A 21,013-nucleotide genomic window follows, 5' to 3' on the forward strand; every position below is an offset into this window, starting at 1 on the left:
GCATGAAACTCTATGGCGTCTATCTGTCCCCCTATACGCGTCGCGTCGCCATCGCGCTGACCTTGCTGGACATGCCGTTCGACCATGACGGCCTGCGCGTCTTCGAAACGCCGGAGCCGGTCCGCGCGCACAACCCGCTGGCGCGGGTCCCGACCCTGGTGATGGATGACGGCAGCGCGTTGGTGGAAAGCTGGGCCATCCTGGACGAAATCGACCGTTTGGCCGGGCCGGATCGGGCCCTGGCCCCGGCAGAGGGGGAAGCGCGGCGGGACGTATTTCAGATCGCGGCCTATGGCGTCGGGATCATGGAGAAAGCCCAATGGGCTTTCTATGAACGGCGGTTCCATCCGGAGGAGAAAGTGCACGAGCCGTGGGAGGCCCATAACGACGCCCAAGTCGTCGCCGGGCTGAAACATCTGGACGGAGTTGCCAAGTCCGCCGGGGATGGCTGGCTGGCCGGAACGGAGACCATCAGCCACGCCGACATCTCCGCCGCCGTCGCCCATAGCTTCGCCCGCACTGTCCGGCCGAAACTGGAAGCCGACAAGATCGCGCCGAACCTCGCCGCCTTCACGGCGCGCTGCGAAGCCCTGCCTGCGTTCAAGGCCTGTCCGCTTCCCTAAAGGGGGATCAGTCTTCGTCGGGATAGGAAATCGGCGTGTGATCGTAATTGGTGCGGGCGCGGATCGCCGCTACCCCGCCCAATTCTTCGATCCGCGCCGCCTGATCGGCAAAGGCCCTCTCGTTGATCGCGTCCGGATCGCCGAACTGCGCCGTCATGCGCGCGCGCATCTGGTTGCGCACCCCTTCATGGTCCGCCGACAAGCCAAGATCCACGGCTTCGTCCGGATCGGACGCCAAATCGAACAATTGCGGCGCGAAACCCGGATAGGCCACATATTTCCATCGCCCGCAGCGCAATGACAGGAATCCGGTGATCGACCCGCCGTCGTGATACTCGCTCAAAACCGCCCGGTCCGGATCGTCGGGCGCATTCGCCAGATCGAACAGGGATGTCCCCGGATACGCCGCCCCGCCCTCCATCTGCGCGGCGTCCAAAGCGGTGGGCAGAATATCGATCAGCGAGGCCTGGCTCTCGCAGGTCCCCCTCGGCGCGCCCGGCCCTGCCAGGATCAGCGGCACGCCGATCGCGTCCTCATACATCACCATCTTGGTCCAGAAACCGTGATGGCCGTTCATTTCGCCATGATCGGCGGTCAGGACAATCGCCGTATCCTCCAGCCTGCCGGCCGCTTCCAGCGCCCTGAGGACGTCGCCGACCAGCGCATCGACGAAACTGCACAGCCCAAAGTAACTTGCCCTTGCGACGGCGCGGGCCCGGTCATCGGGAAAGTGATCGTCGTAATCGCAGTATTGCCGCATCGCGTTCAGGACCGGATGGCGGTATTCGGCGCGCGCGCCGCCATGGCGGATCGGCGGCAGACGCTCCGGGTCGTAAAGTTCCAGATACTCCGGCGGACAGGTCAGCGGATAGTGCGGGCGGACGAAGGATACGAAAAGCGACCACGGACTGTCCGCCGCGCTGCGGGACTCGTCGCGCAGCCAGGCCAAGGTGCGGTCGCGCACGGTCCGGTCGTAATCCGTATAGGGATCATCGCCGGGCCCGATATCGGCCGCAAAACCCGACGCGTCATAGCAAGTATGGTCCTGGCGCCGCAGCAAGCCCATGACCCATCCTTCCCCACCGACGCAATGCAAGGGGACGATCTCGCGGTCGAACCCGTTATCGTCCTGGGCCGACCGGTAATGAAGCTTTCCGATCGAAACCGTTTCATATCCCGCGCGGCGCAGGTGATGCGGCCAGCTGTCGATCTGTCCGTGATAGGGCTGAGCATTGGTCCAGCACCGGTTCTGATGGACATAGAGACCGGTATGAAACGCGGCGCGCGCCGGGACGCAGATCGGTGACGGCGTATAGGCCTTGGCGAATCGGGTACCGCGCGCCGCCAGCGCGTCGATATGCGGGGTCAGGGCCGTTCCGCCGTAACAGCCGACGCCGTCGCGGCTCAGCTCGTCCATCATGATCACCAGGAAATTGCGGGCCGCCATGCCGATCTGTCCCTCCGTTCGAGCGGAACCGGACGGGCCCCGCGGTCTTTGCCGACCGGCCGAGTCGGTCTAGCGTCCCGATCCTACCCGAAAGGATTCCATTTTTGACCAGCGATACCTTGAACCTTGAGATCCTGGCCGTCCGGCCGCCCGAAGGCATCACGCCCCGTGAGACGCCCGTCGTCTTTCTGCACGGCGCCTTTGCGGGCGCCTGGTGCTGGGCGGAACGATTCCTGCCCTATTTCGCGACCTTGGGATACCGCTGCTACGCGCCGTCCTTCCGCGGACATGGCGGCAGCGACGGCCAGCGCAATCTCGACAGTTTCGGCATCCAGGACTATGTCGCCGACATGGCCTCGCTGGCCCGCGATCTGGACGCGCCGCCGCTTCTGATCGGCCATTCCATGGGTGGGTTCGTCGCAATGAAATACGCCGAAACGCGCCCCGTCGCCGGGCTCGCCCTGCTGGCCTCCGTGCCGCCGGGCGGACTGATCGGTCCGTCGATGAGCCTCGCGGCCTGGAATCCGATGCTGATGTTCGAACTGGGCATGGCCCAGGCCGGAGCGCAGAGCGCGGTCGGCCTGAACGGACTGCGCCAAGCCCTGTTCTCCGACCGGGTCTCGCCCGGCAAGGCGGAACAGTATATGCCCCGGATGGGTGGAGAATCCTCCCGTGCGGTCGCCGAAATGCATGGCACGGTCCGGGTCGATCCAACTCGCCTCAAGGGACGTATCCCTATCTGCGTATTGGGCGCGCGTGAGGACGGGCTTATCCCCCCGGCCTTCGTCCGGTCCACCGCCCGGCAGTTGGGTGTGGAAGCGGCGATCCTGGACCGGACCGGCCACGGGATGATGCTGGACGACTCCTGGCAAACGACCGCCGACACCCTTGCCCAGTGGATGCGCGGGCACGATATCTGACTTGGCGCCGGCCTCCATCCGGTCCGCGCCGGCGACTGGCGCGAATTGAGGGGCGATATGACCGACGATACCTCCGAACGGTACAATGACGATGCCAGCTTCTCCGGCCAGGTCCGGCGCGTTGCTCAGGTCGGCGGCGCGATGGCGGGACTGGGCGCCCGATTGGCGGGCGCGCGATATCTGGGCGTCAAACTGGACAAGGATCAGCATGCCGGTCAGTTGAAGGCCGCGATCGGCGGCCTGAAAGGTCCGCTGATGAAGGTCGCCCAGATTCTCGCGACCATCCCCGATGCCCTGCCCGCGGAATATGCCGAGGAGTTGCGGCAACTTCAATCGAATGCACCGCCCATGGGCTGGCCCTTCGTTCGGCGCCGGATGAGTTCGGAACTGGGCCCGGGATGGACCAAGCGGTTTGGGGAGTTTGAGAAGGAGGCCGCCCATGCCGCCTCGCTGGGACAGGTTCATCGCGCGCGGCTGGAGGATGGCACGCGGCTGGCCTGCAAGCTGCAATATCCGGATATGGCCTCGGCCATCGATGCCGATTTGCGGCAGCTCAAGCTAATTTTCTCGATCTACGAACGCTACGACAAGGCGATCTCGACCAAGCGCATCTATGAGGAACTGTCCGAGCGGCTGCGCGAGGAACTGGATTACGAACGCGAGGCGAAGGCGATGCGGCTTTACGCCAGCATGCTGGCGCAGGAGCCGAAGGTTCATGTCCCGGAAGCCGTCCCTGCGCTGTCGACCAAGCGCCTGCTGACCATGACATGGCTGGACGGCAAGCCCCTGATGGACTTCCGGGATTCGCCGTTGGAAGTGCGGAACGAGTTGGCCCTGGCGATGTTCCGGGCCTGGTATGTCCCCTTCTATGAATACGGGGTCATCCACGGCGATCCGCATCTGGGCAATTACACGGTGCGTGAGGACGAGCAGTCCATCAACCTCCTGGATTTCGGCTGTATCCGGGTTTTCCCTCCCAGCTTCGTTCAGGGCGTGATCGATCTGTATCGCGCGTTGCGGGACGACGATATGGACCTGGCCGTGTACGCGTACGAAAGCTGGGGATTCGAGAACGTCTCCAAGGAACTTCTGGAGATCCTCAACGTCTGGGCCCGGTTCCTGTACCGACCGCTGATGGATGACAAGGTGCAACGCATTCAGGAGACCGATAGCGGCCAGTTCGGCGCGAAAATCGCCGGTCAGGTGCAGAAGGAACTGGCAAAACTGGGTGGCGTTCAGCCGCCGAGGGAGTTCGTCCTGGTCGACCGCGCGGCGATCGGCCTGGGTTCCGTTTTCATGCATCTGAAGGCCGAGGTGAACTGGCATCGCCAATTCCACGCGCTGATCGACGATTTCGATACCCAGCGCCTCACGGAGCGCCAGAATGCGGCCCTTGCAGCCTCCGGACTGACCTGATCGATCCACCCGATTGATTGGGTTCTGCGGGGGCCATTCTTTAGAACGATACAAAACTTCAACACAACAAATTACAAATCGGCTCTTTTCTTTTCTCGATTGGACCTCATATCCCCGGTATCATTCGCGAAAAGTCGGACCGACCGCGGCGATAGGGTCGCGGCCTGTTCGTTTGTGCTGTTGAGGGGAAAAGGAAAGTCCCATGAAGATCGCGGTTCTGAAGGAACGGCGCGCCGGGGAAAAGCGTGTCGCCGCCTCGCCTGATAGTATCGCCAAGTTCATCCAATTGAACTGTACGGTCACGGTCGAAAGCGGTGCGGGCGAGTCCGCATCGATTTCCGATGACGCATACAAGGCGGCGGGTGCGCAGATTGCCAAATCCCCGGCCGACACGGTCAAAGGTGCCGATCTGGTTTTGAAGATCGCCCGCCCGACGGATGAGGAGATCAAGCTCTTCTCGAAAGGCCAGGCGCTGGCGTGCCACGCATACGCCCTGACCGAAGGCGCCATGGTTCAGAAACTGGCCGCCCAGGGCGTGACCCTGTTCGCCATGGAACTGGTCCCGCGCATCACCCGCGCCCAGTCCATGGATATCCTGTCCAGCCAGGCGAATATGGCCGGTTACAAGGCCGTGCTGGACGCGCTGCAATACTACGGCCGCGCCCTGCCGATGATGTCCACCGCCGCCGGCCGCGTGAACCCGGCGAATGTCTTCGTCATGGGAGTCGGCGTTGCCGGGCTTCAAGCCATTGCGACCGCGAAGCGCCTGGGCGCCATCGTCTGGGCGACGGATGTCCGGCCCGACACGAAGGAGCAGGTTGAAAGCCTGGGCGGGAAATTCCTGGCCGTCGAGAACGAGGAATTTCAGCAGGCCCAGACCGAAGGCGGCTATGCCAAGGAAATGTCGGCGGATTACAAGCGCCAACAGGCGGAGTTGATCGCCGAAAAGATCAAGACGATGGATATCGTCATCACCACCGCCCTGATCCCCGGCCGCCCGGCCCCGGTCCTGGTGACCGAGGATCATGTGAAGTCGATGAAGCCCGGCGCGGTGATCGTCGACTTGGCGGTCGAGACCGGCGGCAACTGCCCCTTGAGCGAATACGGCAAGGTCGTCACCAAACACGGCGTCACGCTGGTCGGACATGACAATGTCCCCAGCCGATTGGCGGAAACGACCAGCCAGCTCTTTGCGCGCAACCTGCTGAACTTCCTGACACCGATGATCGACAAGGATAGCGGCGCGCTGAAGATCGACCTGGAAGACACGGTCGTCAAAGGCACGCTGGTCTGCCGCGGCGGAGAGATCGTTCATGATCGCGTGAAGGAAACCGCCGGATCGGCGACGGCCCAGAAGGCCGCGCCCGCGAAGAAGAAATCCGGCGCAAAGAAAAGCGCCAAGAAATCCGCAGCGAAGAAATCCGCCGCGAAGAAATCGGCCGCCGCCAAACCGGCGGAGGCCCCGGCACCTGCGCCGGATGACACGAAGGCCGCCGATAGCGGCGACGAAAAGAAGGAGGGCTGACCGATGGATCACCAGACCCTTAGCGACACCGCGTCCGCCCTCAAGGAACAGGCGCAGGCATTGGCCGATCAGGTCACCGCGTTGTCCGACAAGATTACCGCAATGGACCCGACCGGCGCGGCCGCCGCGGCCGAAGCCGCGACCGGGACGCCCTTCCTGCATCTCTTCACGGCCTTCGTCCTGGCCTGCGTCGTCGGCTATTACGTCGTCTGGTCGGTCACGCCGGCCCTGCATTCGCCCCTGATGGGCGTCACCAACGCGATTTCGTCGGTCATCATCGTCGGCGCGTTGATCGCGGCGGGGCCGACCGACCTGAACCTGTCCAAGGTATTCGGCTTCATCGCCGTGGTCCTGGCCAGCGTCAACATCTTCGGCGGCTTCGTGGTGACGAACCGGATGCTGTCGATGTTCAAGAAGAAACAGCGCTAAGCGCGGCGGGAAAGGAGACCGACAATGGATTGGGCCGGTTACGCATATCTCGTCGCGGCAGTGTGCTTCATCCTCGCGCTTCGAGGATTGAGCCATCCGGAAACCGCGCGCAACGGCAACCGCTTCGGCATGGTCGGCATGGCCATTGCCGTGATCACCACATTGGCGATGCCGTCCGTCTTGTCCTACGAATGGATCATCCTGGGCATTCTGATCGGCGGCACGATCGGGACGGTCATCGCCCGGAAGATCGAGATGACGGCGCTGCCGCAGCTCGTCGCTGCCTTCCACAGCCTGGTCGGCCTTGCCGCCGTCTTCGTGGCGGGTGCCGCTTTCTATGCGCCGGAAGCCTACAATATCGGCACGGCGGGCAATATTGCCGTCGCCTCACTGATTGAAATGTCGCTGGGCACGGCGATCGGCGCGGTGACCTTTACCGGATCGATCATCGCTTTCGGCAAGTTGCAGGGTGTCATCAGTTCCAAGCCGCTGATCTTCACCGGGCAGCACCCGCTGAATGCCGGGCTGGGCCTGCTTCTAGTCGCCCTCGTCGCCGGGTTCTGCGTGACGCAGGAAGCCTGGCTGTTCTGGGCCATCGTGCTGTTGAGCTTCGTCATCGGTATCCTGCTGATCGTGCCGATCGGCGGCGCGGACATGCCGGTCGTGGTCTCCATGCTGAACAGCTATTCGGGATGGGCGGCAGCGGGCATCGGCTTCACGCTGGGCAATACCGCACTGATCATCACCGGCGCCCTGGTCGGCGCGTCCGGCGCGATCCTCAGCTACATCATGTGCAAGGGGATGAACCGGTCGATCATCAACGTGATCCTGGGCGGCTTCGGCGGCGAGACCTCCGTGGCCGCGACAGGCGGCGACGACGACCGTCCGGTGAAATCCGGCGGCCCGGAAGATGCCGGCTTCATGATGAAGAATGCCGACAGCGTCATCATCGTCCCCGGTTACGGCATGGCCGTCGCCCAGGCGCAGCATGCGCTGCGTGAAATGGCGGATCTGTTGAAGGCCGAGGGCGTCGATGTGAAATACGCCATTCATCCGGTCGCGGGCCGTATGCCCGGCCATATGAACGTGCTGCTGGCCGAGGCGGACGTGCCCTATGACGAAGTGTTCGAACTGGAGGAGATCAACGGCGATTTCAACTCCACCGACGTCGCCTTCGTCATCGGCGCAAATGACGTGACCAACCCGGCTGCGAAGACCGACAAGACATCGCCGATCTACGGCATGCCGATCCTGAATGTTGAGGATGCCGGTCAGGTCCTGTTCTTGAAGCGCTCCATGGCGTCGGGCTATGCCGGGGTGCAGAACGAACTGTTCTTCAAGGACAATACGACCATGCTGTTCGGCGATGCCAAGCAGATGGTGGAAAAGATCGTGAAGAGCCTGAAAGACTGAGGCCGGTCATTGGCCCCAATACAAGAAAGCCGCCCCCTCGGGCGGCTTTCTTCGTTTCGGTCACAATTCGCCCTGGGAATGCGGGTCGATGCTATAGGGATAGACCTTGCTAACAAAATTCGGCTGATCCATCACGCGTCGGATCCAGGCGACGACATTGCCGTATTGCGCCAGCGGCAGACCGGCCTCGTCGGCGCGGTGCATATAGGCGAAGACCGAGATATCGGCGATCGTATACTCCTGCCCCGCCAGGAAGGGCCGTTCCGCCAATTCGCGGTCGAGGACTCGTAGGGTGCGCAAGGCGGTCTCGCTGCGCTGCCCCACCAGTTCGGCTCCCCGGCTGCTCAGCTTGCCCGTCAGTGCCCAATAGCGCAGGGACGCGGCCCCGTTCTGGATATAGTCGCTTTCAAAGAACAGCCATTGCATCACCTTCGCCCGCGCCACGGGATCGTCCGGCAGGAATCGGCTACCCTCGGCGAGATAGGTCAGGATCGCGTTCGATTCGGCAATGAAGAACCCGTCCTCCAGTCGGATTGCAGGCACGGCGCCCATCGGATTGGCCTTCAGATAGGCTTCCGACTGTCCCTCCCCTTCGAAGATGCTGACATATTCGGTGCGGTAGGGACGGTTCAATTGATTGAGCAGCAGGCGCACCTTGTAGGCATTCTGGGAGGGTAGATAGTCATATAGCGTGATCATGGATCCGGTCCGTTCGGGTGGGACGAATTCGGCGAAGGCCGGACAATCCGTCAAACCGGCAGGCTGCGCATTCCGGTTCTTGCGCTTTCCGAAGGGGCGATCACGGTATTCAAGGATAGATGTAACATTACAGTAACAAAACAATCACATCATACCTTTGCCAATTCGTAGATCGGCTGGTCACACTCCTGTAACATGAGCGTCTCACTAAGGAGAACGCCATGTTTCGTTCAATTCTTGGTACCGGTCTGGCCGCCGCGTTGACGGCGGGGCTGTTGATGGGACCGCAAGCGGCCTCCGCGCAAGGCGGTCCTCAGGTTTGCGGTCCACGCGATAAGATCATCACCCGGCTTTCCGCCCGCTATCAGGAACGCCAATCCGCCATCGGCATGACCAGCGGCGGATCCCTGGTAGAACTTTTCGTGTCGGCGGAAGGCACATGGACCTTCGTTCACACCAATGCGGACGGGGTTACATGCCTGCTGGCAGCGGGTGAAGATTGGGAATTGGTTCTGCCGACCGACCCGGGACAGGAACCCGCCCAGCCTTCCTGAAACCGGCCGGTTAGCGGTCGAACAGACGTCCGAACCCGGTCGGCCGCGCGGCGCAGCCGATCAGTTGCAAGGCGTGCCAGGCCAGCGCCTGATTGCTGCACACGACAGGCTTTCCCAGATCGGCCTCCAGCGTCTCGACGACGGCGGCGGCGCGCAGCGCGGTGCAGGACACGAACAACACATCGGCGGATGGGTCGCATAGGTCCCGCCCGGCTGCCGCGATGGCATCGGATGGGATGCGCGTCGCGTCGAAATCGCTGTCGATGTTGAAGCTTCCGATGTTCACGATCTCGAAACCGCGACGCGTCAGTTCCTCGACCAGGGTCTCGTTCACCTCCCGGACATAGGGCGTCAGCACGGACAGGCGTTTCGCACCCAAAGCCTCGAAGGCGGCGCAGGCGGATTTCAGCGGGTTCGTCACGGGAATTCCCGGCCAGACCGAATGAATCGCCGCCTCGACATTTTCCTCACCAATCGCCGCCGTGCCCGACGTGCAGGCATAGATCATCGCATCGACCCCGACATTGGGCAGAATGCCGGCCCCCGCCCGGGCGATGTCCGGGGCCATGGCCCGCAGGCTTTCAAGGGAGATCGGGTTCGCGTTCAAAACCCGGTTGGTCAGCACTTCCACACCGACGGGCACGAGGCGACGCAGATCGGTTTCGATGTTGAAATCGGTCGCCAGGGCGATGACGCCGATCCGGCCGAGCGGGTCGATCGTCTCGAACTCATATTCGTAACGCAGGTGATCGTCATAACGCATCGCAGTGCCCCTTCTTTGCGACTCCCGTCCGGTCACGTCACGACCGGCAATTCCGGCGCGGCGCGGCGGGTCAGCCATTCCGCGCCGCTGTCCGTGATAACGATATTCTCCTCATGCACCATCTGGCGGCCCGGCAGGAATTCCATCCCCGGCTCCAGGGTCAGAACCGCGCCGGGCGCCAGAACCGTGCCGTCCTCTGCCGTGTTGGACGGCCATTCGGTCAGTTCCATCCCCAGGCCGTGACCCAGCCGGCCGACGGAATTGCCCAATGCGCCGCCCGCCTCCATAACCTGCCACATCGCGGTCCAGAGTTCGCTGGTCGTGGCGCCCGGTCGCGCGGCACGGAACCCAGCCTCCGTCGCCTCGAACACGGTCCGGTAGGCTTGGCGCACCGCATCATCCGCCCGGCCGAAGGCGAAATTCCGGTCGAAATCGCAGAAATAGCCGTCATAGGTCGTGCCGGTATCGATGATCAGGACATCGCCCTCTTCGACGAGCCTTTCGGTCGGGCCCATGATGATGCTGTCATACCCGCCAGGCCCGGAACCCGCGATCAGGTAAGGCGATTGATCCGCCCCGCGCCGCAGCAGATCGATCCGGAATGCCCGGCAGATCTCCAGTTCCGACTGTCCCGCTCGCATCAGGTCCGGCAGAGCCTCGAAAGCGGCGGAGGTGAGCGTGCAGGCCTGGCGGATCTTATCGATTTCCGCGGAAGATTTGATGAACCGCAAGCCGTGCAGCAGAGGCGCGGCGTCGACAGGCTCCAATCCCTCCGCCCCCGCGATCACTGTCAGATAGTCCGATAACGGCATCCGGATCAGGCTTTCATGCCCCATCGGCACGCCCAATCGCCCGAACCGGCGCGGCATTTCCCCTAACGCCGCGATCAGCAGCGAAACACCGTCGTCAGCGGGTCTCGGCGCGGGCCAGGAACGAATATCGTCGATCCAGGTCGCTTCCATGCCGGCACGACCGATCTCCGGGATGACCGCGATCGGCTTGCCGGAAAGGGGTAACAGGACAAACCAAGGCCGGGTCGGGCTTTCCCAGAACTGGGTGTGGAACCCCGTGAAGTACCGAACCTCCGGCTCGTTGGTCAGCAGGATCGCGTCCATCCGGGCGTCCCGCATCGCCGATTGTGCGCGGGCCAGGCGCGCTTCGAACTCAGCCTGATCGAAACCGCGCGACGGGGCGGTGTTTTCAGCGATGGCCGTCACGCCGCGATCTCCTGGGGCGTTCGGCCGACAATGGCTTCATAGATCGCCGGGTCTGTCGCCCCTTCCGTGCCGATTACCAGGATCCTGGACGACCGGTCCAGGCCCAGGGCGGCAGCCGTGTCGGGTGATTGCCTTACTGCAGCAAGACCGGCGAGGCCGGCCACGGCGGATTCTCCCGCGACTACCGGACGATCCGACGCCGGGTTCGCAAGGCCGCGCATCAGGGGTGCAATCCAGGAATCGGACACCGTCATGAATTCATCCGCGCCGGCCGCCAGAATGTCCCAGGCCAATAGCGAAACCTCACCGCAGGACAGGCCGGCCATAATCGTTTCCTCGACGATTTCGACGGCCACCGGACGGCCTTCAACCGCACTGCGGTAGAGGCAGGGGGCGCGGTCCGGCTCGACAACAATGACACGCGGCCGCGCCGCCCCATAATGGTGCCACAACGCTGCCGTTACCGCGCCGGCAAGACCGCCGACGCCGCCTTGCAGGAAAACATGGGTCAGCGCCGCATCCTGCGGCGTTTGAGCGATCACCTCCGCGACCATCACCGAATAGCCGGCCATGACATGTCGGGGCAGATCCATATAGCCGGGATAGGACGTGTCGGACACGATGTGCCAGCCATTGTCCGCCGCGTCCTGCGCCGCCTGACGCACCGATGCGTCGTAATTGCCGTCGACCCAAACGACCTTTGCACCCAACGCCTCGACTGCCTTCGCACGTCCGGGACTGACACCGGCATGCATGTAGATCCGGCAGGCAGCGCCGAACATCCGCGCGCCCCAGGCAACGGACCGTCCGTGATTGCCGTCCGTCGCGGTAACCACCGTGACCGTTGACGCCTGGTCCGCATGCAGCCCCTTCGCGATCCGGCCCTCCGACAGGTGCGCCCCGCCGGGGTCGCGCAGTTCCCTCGCCAGCAGTTTCAGCACCGCATAGGCGCCGCCCAGCGCCTTGAAGCTGCCCAGGCCGAACCGCGGCCCTTCGTCCTTATAGTAAATCGCCCCGACGCCCAATTGATCCGCGAGACCGTCCAAACGATGCAAGGGTGTCGGAGCATAACCTGGCCAGGCGGAAATGGCCGTTTGCGCCTCCGCGCAGAGTTCGGCACCTAGAATTGCCTCCAATCGTGCCGGATAGGGAAGGCCCGTTTCGACCGCCCCATTGTGGTGCAGCACCATCGCGCCATCGGTCACGTTCTTCAGATCCATCATCCCGTCACCCCTCCGCCGGCAGACAATCGCGCACCAGCTGGACCCAGAGATCCGCGCCGATGGTCAGAATGTCGTCGTTGAAATCATAGTTCGGGCTGTGCAGTCCGCAGCCACCCGGCCCGGCGCCGCCGTTCCCCAGCAGGAAATAGCAGCCCGGCTTCCGTTCCAGCATGAAACCGAAATCTTCCGACGCCATGACCGGCTGACAGTCCTTGTCGACCCGCTCCGGCCCCAAGACGCGCTCCGCAGTGGCCGCCACCTGTCCCGCCGCCGCCGCATCATTGATGGTCGCGGCAAATTCGTGGGTATAGACCACAGTTGCCGACGCCCCATGCGCCGCTGCGACCCCTTCAGCGATCCGGCGCATGCCGTCTTCTATCGCCGACTGCTGCCGTGGCGTGAAAGCCCGGACATCGCCGCGCAGGACGACCTTGTCGGGGATGACATTGCGTGTGGCATCGACATGGAAATCCGTGACGGACAGAACGCAGGGTTCCAGCGGGTCCAGATACCGGGAGGCCAGGGTCTGCAGCGACAGGACGATTTCGGACCCGACCACGATCGGGTCGACGGTCATATGCGGCAGGGCGGCGTGCCCGCCCTTGCCCTGAATGACGATCTCGAAATTGTCCTCGCAGGCCATGATCGGACCGGGACGAACCGCGACATGACCCGCCGGGATCGACGGCATGTTGTGCAGGGCATAGACCGCATCGACGGGATAACGGTCGAACAAGCCGTCCGCCATCATCGCCTTCGCGCCCTGCCCGTGTTCTTCGGCGGGCTGAAAGATGAAGACGATTTCGCCGTCGAACCCGCCTTCTTCAGACAGCCGCTTGGCCGCCCCCAGCAACATTGCGGTATGGCCGTCATGGCCGCAGGCATGCATCCGCCCCGGCACGGTCGACGCATGGTCGAACGTGTTTTCCTCCTGGATCGCCAGCGCGTCCATATCGGCCCGCAGGCCGATCGACGGGCCATTGCCCCGACGCAGAACGCCGACCACCCCACCGCCGATGCCGTCCTGAACCGACAATCCGAAGCCGCGCAGGCTATCCGCCACGAAGCCCGCCGTCCGCGCGACGTCGAACCCCAATTCGGGATGGCGGTGCAGATCGTGACGCCATTCGGTCAGTATGGACCGGAACCGGGACGGATCGTCGTTCGTATCGGGCATGGCGCTGCTTTCGGGTTGGGTGTCGCACGGAATGACAGGTTTAAGACTAGGCCAAGCCAAGGTACGAAATTCGTCAGAGATGGCCGAATGATGTATGAATTTCGTCCATATGAACGGCCCGACGGCCCGATTTCTTTGCGAGGACACCATGGACGAATTTGACGCCCGATTGCTGAACCTGATGCAGGAGAACAACCGGCTGACGGCGGAAAAGCTGAGCGCGCTGGTCGGCCTGTCCCCGGCGGCGTGTCAGAAACGGCTGAAACGGCTGCGCGAAAATGGGACAATCGCCCATGACATTTCCGTTCTGTCGCCTGAAGCAACGGGCCGCAAACTGACCCTGATCGTCGAAGTGACGATGGAACGGGAAAGGCCGGAAGTTCTGGACCAGTTCAAGCGGACCATGCGGGCCGCGCCGGACGTCATGCAATGCTATTACGTGACCGGCAACGCGGATTTCATCGTCATCCTGACGGCCCGCGACATGAAGGAATACGAGGAATTCACCCGCCGCTACTTCTTCCAGAATTCCAATGTGCAGCGGTTTCAGACCAATGTCGTCATGGACGATGTGAAGGTCGGTCTGAAAATCCCGGTCGCGGCTTCCGGGGCGGCGTGAGTCAGCCGCGCTTGTGGTACATCAGACCCAGGGCGATACAATGGGCGACCGCGTCTCGATGCGCTTTCAGGTCTGCCGGAATCACCAGCGCACGGTTACCCGCATAGTCGAACATATCGCCGTATCGCGCCTGATAATCCTCGATCAGGCTGGTGCTGCAATGCACGAAAAGGGCTCCGCGCTCCGGATCCTCGGGCGACGGCCCCAGACGCAGCGTCGTTCCGCTTTTCGGCTTTTCGGTCAGATAGGCCGGCTGCCCCCATTTCACGTCTTCGACAATTTGGCCGCAGCCGGGCGTGGTCAGTGCCGTTTCGAAAATCAGGTCCCGCACCGGATAGAGAATGCCCCGCAGACCGACCGACAGCTTCAGATACGCCGCAGACACTTCCTTCGAGGTCGGCGGCGCCTGGATCATCCCAACGCCTCGATCGAATCGTCGTCCAGGTCGTCGAAATCCTCCAGATCCTCCTCCGCCAGAAGGTCCCCGTCCTCCAGCGGCGCACCGCCCGGGCCCCGCCGTTCCGCACGCGGCGTCCGCCCGAACATGTCGCGGTAGCATTTGGAGAAATGCGACGCCGAGGTGAAGCCGCTGGCAAAGGCGACTTCGGTCACCGGCATGGTCGTCTGGGTCAGCAGCGTCTTCGCCCGGTTCAGGCGCAGCTTCAGGTAATAGCGCGCGGGGCTGGTGTTCAAATAACGACGGAACAGCCGTTCCAGCTGGCGGCGCGAAAGGCCGACACGATCGGCAATTTCATCGCGGGTCAGCGCCTCTTCGGTATGACGCTCCATTTCCGAGATCGCACGGATCAGTTTCGGATGGCTGATGCGCAGTCGCGCCTGCAGCGGCAGGCGCTGGTCGTCATGACCTTCGCGCATGCGCTCATGCATGAACTGTTCGGCGACGGCCGCCGCCAGGTCTTGACCGTGACGGGTTGCGATTTCGTTCAGCATCATGTCCAACCCGGACACACCGCCGGCGCAGGTGAAGCGGTCGCGGTCGACTTCGAACAGTTCCGCGCGGACATCCAGATCCGGGAATTCTTCGGTAAAGCTATCCAGGTTCTCCCAATGGATCGTGCAGCGATAACCTTTCAGCAATCCGGCATGGGCCAGGACATGGGCGCCGGTGCAGATCGCACCGATATGGCTGCCTTCCCGCGCCCAGCGGCGCAGCCAGCCGAAAACTGCATTGTCCTTATAGACATGGGCGTCGATGCCGGAACACAGGATGACATTGGTCGGCGCGTAGTTGTAGTCCGCGACCGATTTGTCCGTCTGGATCGGAAAGGCGTTCGACGCCATCACCGTTTCGCCGTCGCGGCTGGCGGTTTCCCATTGATACAGGGTCTTGCCGCTGATCCGGTTGGCCAAACGCATGGGTTCGACCACGCCCGACAAGGCGATCATCGAGAAATTCGGAATCAGGACAAAGACCACCTTGTCCGGACCCGAACCCGCAACGGGTTTGAACATTCGAGTTGCCATCGACCACCCAATCGCAGATCGACTGACTTACGCATACGCGACATGTCAGCGATATGACAGTTTGCCTACCTAACCACCCATCCTGCAAGTCGCCGTTTTTCCTCCCCGGATCGGCTTGCCGATATGCGCCATCGCCTATGGGGCCAGATCGGGCGCCTTGTCAATCCGCGTCATGACCCTCCGTAAAGGCCCGTCGCAATCGTTATTAAGCCTGTCGCAGTTCTGAAAGGGGTCATTTGCCGTCCGCCTTATGCATACGGTCCTGGGATGAAGGACCTCCGAACCATGAAGAAATATTCGATCTTCGCCATCGCGCGGAACGCACGGAACCACCATCAGGACTGGGAACGCGCCTGGCGCAGCCCGGACCCGAAACCGTCCTATGATGTTATCATCATCGGCGGCGGCGGGCACGGGCTGGCGACGGCCTATTACCTGGCGAAGGAATGCGGCATCACCAATGTCGCGGTCCTGGAGAAGGGCTGGCTGGGCGGCGGCAATACCGGCCGCAACACCACCATCGTGCGGTCGAACTATCTGTGGGACGAATCGGCGGCGCTGTACGACCACGCGGTCAAGCTGTGGGAAGGCCTCAGCGACGAGCTGAACTATAACGTCATGTTCTCCCAGCGCGGCCTGCTGCACCTGGCGCATAACGTCCATGACATGCAGGAGATCGGCCGCCGCGGCAACGCGATCTACATGAACGGCATCGACAGCGAGTTCCTGACCCCGGAACAGGTCAAGGAAATGGTGCCGATCATCAACCTGGACTGCCGCTATCCGGTCATGGGGGCGCTGCTGCAGCGCCGCGGCGGGACGGCCCGCCACGACGCTGTGGCCTGGGGCTATGCCCGCGCCGCCGATTCAATGGGCGTCGACATCATTCAGAATTGCGAAGTCACCGGCTTCAAGATCGAAAACGGCGTCGTGAAGGGCGTTGAAACCACGCGCGGTTCCATCGGCGCCAACAAGGTCGGCGTCGTCGCGGCGGGTCATTCCTCCGTCGTCGCCGAAATGGCCGGTTTCCGGATGCCGCTGGAAAGCTTCCCGTTGCAGGCCTTCGTCAGCGAACCGATGAAGCCGATCGTCGATTGCGTCATCATGTCGAACGCGATCCACGCCTATATCAGCCAGTCCGACAAGGGCGAGCTGGTTATCGGCGGTTCGGGCGATCCGTTCATTTCCTATTCCCAGCGCGGCAGCTTCGATCAGATCGAACATGTCGTCGGCCCGGTGATCGAGCTTTATCCGATCTTCAGCCGCGTGCGCATGTTGCGCCAATGGGGCGGGATCACCGACGTGACCGTCGACCGGTCACCGATCATCACCAAGACCCCGGTGGACAACATGTTCTTCAACTGCGGTTGGGGCACGGGCGGGTTCAAGGCGACCCCAGGTTCAGGCCGCGTCTTCGCCCATTCCATCGCCCAGGGCGACATGCACCCCATCGCAGCGCCGTTCACCATGGACCGGTTCCATACCGGCGCCCTGATCGACGAAGCGGCCGCCGCCGCCGTCGCGCACTAAGGAGGCAGATCCATGTTTCTCGTTAAATGTCCCTGGTGCGGCTGGCGCGAACAGACCGAATTCTCCTATGGCGGCGAGGCGCATATCGCCCGGCCGACCGGAACCGACCAAATCTCGGATCAGGAATGGGGCGACTATATCTATAGCCGCAAGAACACCAAGGGTGTCCACGCCGAGCGCTGGGTCCACACCCAAGGCTGCGGCCGCTGGTTCAACGCCGTCCGACACACCGTCACGGACGTGATGTGGGACAGCTACAAGATGGGCGAAGACGCCCCGAACCCACCCAAGGACTGGGACGGCCTGTCGAGCCGCGACGAGCTTGAGCCGAGCGAAGGTAAGTAAGATGAGCCAGACCTACCGACTGAACGGCAAGGGCCGGATCGACCGGTCCCAGCCCCTGACCTTCACCTATGACGGCAAGTCCTATACCGGCTACCATGGCGATACGCTGGCCTCCGCCCTGCTGGCGAATGGCGTCAAGCTGGTCGGCCGCAGCTTCAAGTACCATCGCCCGCGCGGCATCATGACCGCCGGGTCGGAAGAACCGAACGCCCTGGTGCAACTGGGCGAGGGCAACCGGACCGAACCGAATACCCGCGCCACGATGGTGGAACTGTTCGACGGGCTGAGCGCGTCGAGCCAGAACTGCTGGCCGTCGGTGAAGTTCGACCTGCAATCCATCAACCAGAAATTCGCCAAGCTGTTCCCGGCGGGCTTCTATTATAAGACCTTCATGTTCCCGTCGTCCTGGTGGGAGCCGGTCTATGAAAAGATCATCCGCAACGCCGCCGGTCTGGGCAAATCCCCGATGGAACGCGATCCGGATTCCTATGCCCAGAAATTCGCCCATTGCGACGTGCTGATCGTCGGCGGCGGCCCAGCCGGCCTGGCCGCGGCATTGGCGGCCGGCCGTACCGGCGCGCGGGTCATCCTGGCCGACGAACAGAACGAGCTGGGCGGATCGCTGTTGAGCGACGATGCCCAAATCGACGGCAAGCCCGCCCTGGAATGGGTGGCCGAAGCCATGGCCGAACTGGAAGCCCTGGAAGACGTGACGGTCCTGCGCCGCACCACGGTTTCCGGTTACTACGACTACAACTACCTGACCGCACTGGAGCGGGTGACCGACCATCTGGGCCCGCAAGACGACGACAGCATGCCCCGTCAACGGTTCTGGAAGATCCGCGCCAAGCGGGTCGTTCTGGCGCAGGGCGCGATCGAACGCCCGCTGGTTTTCGCGGACAATGACCGTCCCGGCATCATGCTGGCATCGGCGCTGCGCATCTATATCAACCGGTTCGGCGTTCTGCCGGGCCGCGAGATCGTGGTCTTCACCAACAATGACACCGCCTACAAGACGGCGTTGGACGCAAAGGCGGCCGGTGCGCGTGACGTGACGGTAGTCGACCTGCGCGACAACCCGAAGGGCGCGCTGGTCAAAGCTGCCGAAGACGCCGGTATCCGGGTCTTCAAGGGCTATGCCGTCGTCGCCACCAGCGGCAAACACGCCGTCAATGCCTGCGAGATCGCCAAGCTGGGCGAAGACAACCGGACGATCGTCTCCGACACGACCGCCCTGCCCTGCGATATCCTGGCCCATTCCAACGGCTGGAACCCGACGGTCCATCTGTGGAGCCAGGCACGCGGCAAGCTGAACTGGGACGAGGCGCAACAATGCTTCGTTCCGGGCTTCGCCGGTCCTTGGAAACCGGTCTCGGCCGGGTCGGGCAACGGCGCATTCGCGCTGAAGGACTGCCTGTCCCAGGGCTATGCCACCGGCGCCGCCGCGGCGAAGGCTGCCGGTTTCGGGTCGGGCGACGTTCCGGCCACCCCCGCGACGGACGATATCGAATACGGCGCGATGCGCATGGTCTGGACCGTGCCCGGCAAGAAGCCGCTGGGCCACGGCAAGGCCAAGCATTTCCACGACCACCAGAACGACGTTGTCGCGTCGGACATTCATCTGGCGGCACGGGAAGGCTATATCTCGGTCGAGCATCTGAAACGCTACACGACAACCGGCATGGGAACGGACCAGGGCAAGACGTCCAACGTCAACGCCCTGGCGATCATGGCCGAAATCCGCAATGCGGCGATCCCGGAAGTCGGCACGACGACCTTCCGCCCGCCCTATACCCCCGTCACCTTCGGTGCCATCACCGGCCAGAACCGGAACGAGCTGTTCCTGCAGAAGCGCACGACGCCGATGCACAAGGCCCATCTGGACGCCGGCGCGGTCTTCGAAGATGTCGGCGACTGGAAGCGCCCCTGGTACTTCCCGCAAGGCAAGGAGACCATGGACGAGGCGGTGATGCGCGAATGCCGCCAGGTCCGTGAATCGGTCGGGATGCTGGACGCCTCGACCCTGGGCAAGATCGACATTCAGGGTAAGGACTCGGCTGAGTTCCTGAATTGGATCTATACCAACAAGTGGGACAACCTGAAACCGGGTCGCGCCCGCTACGGCCTGATGCTGAACGAACATGGCATGGTGTTCGACGATGGTGTAACCACCCGTTTGGCCGACGATCACTTCCACATGACCACCACGACCGGCGGCGCCGCGCGTGTGCTGGGCTGGCTGGAAGAATGGTCCCAGACCGAATGGCCGAAGATGGATGTGTATTTCACCTCCGTCACCGAACAATGGGCGGTCTGCACGATCACCGGGCCGAAGTCGCGGGCGCTGCTGTCCGAACTGACATCGCTGGACCTCGATCCGGAAACCTTCCCCTTCATGGCGATGCAGGAAGGCACGGTCGCGGGCGCCCCGGCGCGGGTCTACCGGATCAGCTTCACCGGCGATCTGGCCTATGAAATCAACGTGCCGGCGCGCTATGGCCTGCATGTCTGGAACGCCCTGCGCGAGGCCGGCCGGAAGCACGATCTCTGCCTTTACGGTACCGAGACAATGCACGTCCTGCGCGCCGAGAAAGGCTTCATCATCGTCGGTCAGGACACCGACGGCACGGTGACGCCGATGGATCTGGGCATGAACTGGATCGTCTCGAAGAAGAAGGACGACTTCCTGGGCCGCCGCTCCTTCGCGCGCAGCGATACCGCCCGCGAAGGCCGGAAACAGCTGGTCGGCCTGCTGACTCAGGATCCGAACTTCGTGCTGCCGGAAGGCGCACATGTGGTGGAGGACGTGAAGCCCAAGCCGCCGATGAAGACGCTGGGCCATGTCACCTCCAGCTACTACAGCCCGAATGTCGGCCGGTCGATCGCGCTGGCGCTGGTGGCCAACGGCCAGAACCGCAAGGGCGAGACCCTGTCGGTCCCGCTGATGAGCGGCCGCGTGGAAAAAGTAACGATCACCGATACGGTTTTCTTCGATAAGGAAGGGACGCGGACCAATGGTTGATGCGATCCACCCCGGCGTGACGGCCGATACCCCGCTGACCGCCAAGACCCCGGTTCAGATCGAGGGATTGTCGATCACCGAACTGCCCTTCCTGGGCAAGGTCACCTTGCGCGGCGATGCCTGCGACAAGGGTTTCGCCGATGCGGTCAAGAAGGTCCTGGGCGTCGCTCTGCCGACCGCACCGATGTCGTCGGCTCAGAAAGGCAGCATCCGGGTGTTCTGGAAGGCCTTCGACGAATGGCTGATCTGGACCGAGGCGGATGGTCAGACCAAGCTGATCGCCGATTTGCGCGCCGCGCTGGACGGTGTCGGCAAGGCCGTAGTCGACCTGTCGGATTATTACACGGTGATCCGCGTGTCGGGCAGCCTGTCCCGCGAATTGCTGGCCAAGGGTTGCGCGTTGGACCTCCATCCGCGCCGCTTCACCCCAGGCCAAGCGACAGGCACCGGTTTCCATCACGCGACGATCTTTATCACGCTGGTCGAGGACGACACTTTCGACGTCATGATCCGCTGGAGCTTCGCCGACTATCTCTGGGACTATTTCGCCGACGGCGCGCGGGAGTGGGCCTGAAATATAATTGCATAGCCTAACCGGTTGCATGT

Annotated in this window: 19 protein-coding genes and 1 pseudogene; 12 read left to right on the forward strand and 8 right to left on the reverse strand. The window is 63.0% G+C overall.

The features are described 5' to 3' along the window. Positions 1-2 precede the first annotated feature (2 nt). Positions 3-623 carry a glutathione S-transferase family protein gene (locus ACO06O_RS19755; RefSeq protein ID WP_421883835.1) on the forward strand — a complete coding sequence of 207 codons (621 nt, stop codon included), beginning with the start codon at positions 3-5 and terminating at the stop codon, positions 621-623. Positions 624-630: 7 nt separating this feature from the next. On the opposite strand, the gene ACO06O_RS19760 is transcribed toward ACO06O_RS19755, so the two are convergent. Next, positions 631-2,070 (reverse strand): sulfatase-like hydrolase/transferase, encoded by a 1,440-nt coding sequence (locus tag ACO06O_RS19760; RefSeq protein WP_421883838.1) that lies wholly within the window; start codon positions 2,068-2,070, stop codon positions 631-633. A 104-nt stretch (positions 2,071-2,174) separates the two neighbouring features. On the opposite strand from ACO06O_RS19760, the gene ACO06O_RS19765 reads away from it, so the two are divergent. From ACO06O_RS19765 to ACO06O_RS19785, 5 genes and pseudogenes are all read left to right on the forward strand, one after another. After that, the gene (locus ACO06O_RS19765; protein WP_421883842.1) at positions 2,175-2,990 is read left to right on the forward strand and encodes an alpha/beta fold hydrolase; all 816 of its coding nucleotides are present in this window, start codon (positions 2,175-2,177) and stop codon (positions 2,988-2,990) included. A 57-nt stretch (positions 2,991-3,047) separates the two neighbouring features. Then, positions 3,048-4,406, forward strand: a complete 1,359-nt coding sequence (locus tag ACO06O_RS19770; protein WP_421883846.1) for an ABC1 kinase family protein — start codon at positions 3,048-3,050, stop codon at positions 4,404-4,406. A gap of 202 nt (positions 4,407-4,608) precedes the next feature. Then, a pseudogene (locus ACO06O_RS19775) lies at positions 4,609-5,838 on the forward strand (Re/Si-specific NAD(P)(+) transhydrogenase subunit alpha); the annotation flags it as partial. A gap of 96 nt (positions 5,839-5,934) precedes the next feature. Then, positions 5,935-6,360, forward strand: coding sequence for an NAD(P) transhydrogenase subunit alpha (locus tag ACO06O_RS19780; RefSeq protein WP_420420397.1), 426 nt, complete (start codon positions 5,935-5,937; stop codon positions 6,358-6,360). Positions 6,361-6,384: 24 nt separating this feature from the next. Next, positions 6,385-7,773 (forward strand): NAD(P)(+) transhydrogenase (Re/Si-specific) subunit beta, encoded by a 1,389-nt coding sequence (locus ACO06O_RS19785; protein WP_421883849.1) that lies wholly within the window; start codon positions 6,385-6,387, stop codon positions 7,771-7,773. Between the two features lie 60 nt (positions 7,774-7,833). On the opposite strand, the gene ACO06O_RS19790 is transcribed toward ACO06O_RS19785, so the two are convergent. Further along, entirely contained in the window at positions 7,834-8,472 is a 639-nt protein-coding gene (locus tag ACO06O_RS19790; RefSeq protein WP_421883851.1) for a glutathione S-transferase family protein, read from the reverse strand. Between the two features lie 221 nt (positions 8,473-8,693). Between ACO06O_RS19790 and ACO06O_RS19795 the strand changes: the two genes are divergently transcribed. Next, the gene (locus tag ACO06O_RS19795; protein WP_421883853.1) at positions 8,694-9,026 is read left to right on the forward strand and encodes a hypothetical protein; all 333 of its coding nucleotides are present in this window, start codon (positions 8,694-8,696) and stop codon (positions 9,024-9,026) included. A gap of 10 nt (positions 9,027-9,036) precedes the next feature. Here the strand turns inward: ACO06O_RS19795 and ACO06O_RS19800 are convergent, their stop codons facing one another. The 4 genes from ACO06O_RS19800 to ACO06O_RS19815 are packed head-to-tail and all read right to left on the reverse strand — an operon-like array spanning position 9,037 to position 13,406. Beyond that, complete coding sequence (locus ACO06O_RS19800) at positions 9,037-9,789, reverse strand: maleate cis-trans isomerase family protein (protein ID WP_421883856.1); 753 nt, start codon at positions 9,787-9,789, stop codon at positions 9,037-9,039. 32 nt (positions 9,790-9,821) lie between these two features. Next, complete coding sequence (locus tag ACO06O_RS19805) at positions 9,822-11,006, reverse strand: M24 family metallopeptidase (protein WP_421883858.1); 1,185 nt, start codon at positions 11,004-11,006, stop codon at positions 9,822-9,824. Further along, on the reverse strand, positions 11,003-12,229 hold the full coding sequence (locus tag ACO06O_RS19810; protein ID WP_421883860.1) for a diaminopropionate ammonia-lyase: 1,227 nt from the start codon (positions 12,227-12,229) through the stop codon (positions 11,003-11,005). The genes ACO06O_RS19805 and ACO06O_RS19810 overlap by 4 nt, the downstream gene beginning before the upstream one ends. Positions 12,230-12,233: 4 nt before the next feature. Then, a complete protein-coding gene (locus tag ACO06O_RS19815; protein WP_421883863.1) occupies positions 12,234-13,406 on the reverse strand; it encodes an amidohydrolase in 1,173 nt (390 codons plus the stop codon). Between the two features lie 148 nt (positions 13,407-13,554). On the opposite strand from ACO06O_RS19815, the gene ACO06O_RS19820 reads away from it, so the two are divergent. Further along, a complete protein-coding gene (locus ACO06O_RS19820; protein ID WP_420420389.1) occupies positions 13,555-14,025 on the forward strand; it encodes an Lrp/AsnC family transcriptional regulator in 471 nt (156 codons plus the stop codon). Position 14,026: 1 nt separating this feature from the next. Here the strand turns inward: ACO06O_RS19820 and ACO06O_RS19825 are convergent, their stop codons facing one another. Beyond that, the gene (locus ACO06O_RS19825) at positions 14,027-14,440 is read right to left on the reverse strand and encodes a hypothetical protein (RefSeq protein WP_421883866.1); all 414 of its coding nucleotides are present in this window, start codon (positions 14,438-14,440) and stop codon (positions 14,027-14,029) included. Further along, a complete protein-coding gene (locus ACO06O_RS19830; RefSeq protein WP_421883868.1) occupies positions 14,437-15,498 on the reverse strand; it encodes a GlxA family transcriptional regulator in 1,062 nt (353 codons plus the stop codon). The genes ACO06O_RS19825 and ACO06O_RS19830 overlap by 4 nt, the downstream gene beginning before the upstream one ends. Positions 15,499-15,795: 297 nt before the next feature. Here ACO06O_RS19830 and ACO06O_RS19835 point away from each other — a divergent pair, with 297 nt between their 5' ends. Genes ACO06O_RS19835 through ACO06O_RS19850 form a run of 4 tightly spaced genes read left to right on the forward strand, consistent with a single transcriptional unit; the run spans position 15,796 to position 20,981 of the window. Beyond that, a complete protein-coding gene (locus ACO06O_RS19835) occupies positions 15,796-17,040 on the forward strand; it encodes a sarcosine oxidase subunit beta family protein (protein WP_421883871.1) in 1,245 nt (414 codons plus the stop codon). Positions 17,041-17,052: 12 nt separating this feature from the next. Continuing rightward, positions 17,053-17,385, forward strand: coding sequence for a sarcosine oxidase subunit delta (locus ACO06O_RS19840; protein WP_420420385.1), 333 nt, complete (start codon positions 17,053-17,055; stop codon positions 17,383-17,385). A 1-nt stretch (position 17,386) separates the two neighbouring features. Further along, complete coding sequence (locus ACO06O_RS19845; protein WP_421883874.1) at positions 17,387-20,407, forward strand: sarcosine oxidase subunit alpha family protein; 3,021 nt, start codon at positions 17,387-17,389, stop codon at positions 20,405-20,407. Then, positions 20,400-20,981: a sarcosine oxidase subunit gamma gene (locus tag ACO06O_RS19850; protein WP_421883876.1), complete on the forward strand. Its 582-nt coding sequence runs from the start codon at positions 20,400-20,402 to the stop codon at positions 20,979-20,981. Before ACO06O_RS19845 ends, ACO06O_RS19850 begins: the two co-directional genes overlap by 8 nt. The last annotated feature ends 32 nt before the right edge of the window (positions 20,982-21,013 follow it).

Source organism: Pacificispira sp. (assembly GCF_965228185.1).
In the GTDB taxonomy this organism is placed as follows: Bacteria; Pseudomonadota; Alphaproteobacteria; order UBA8366; family Aestuariispiraceae; genus Pacificispira.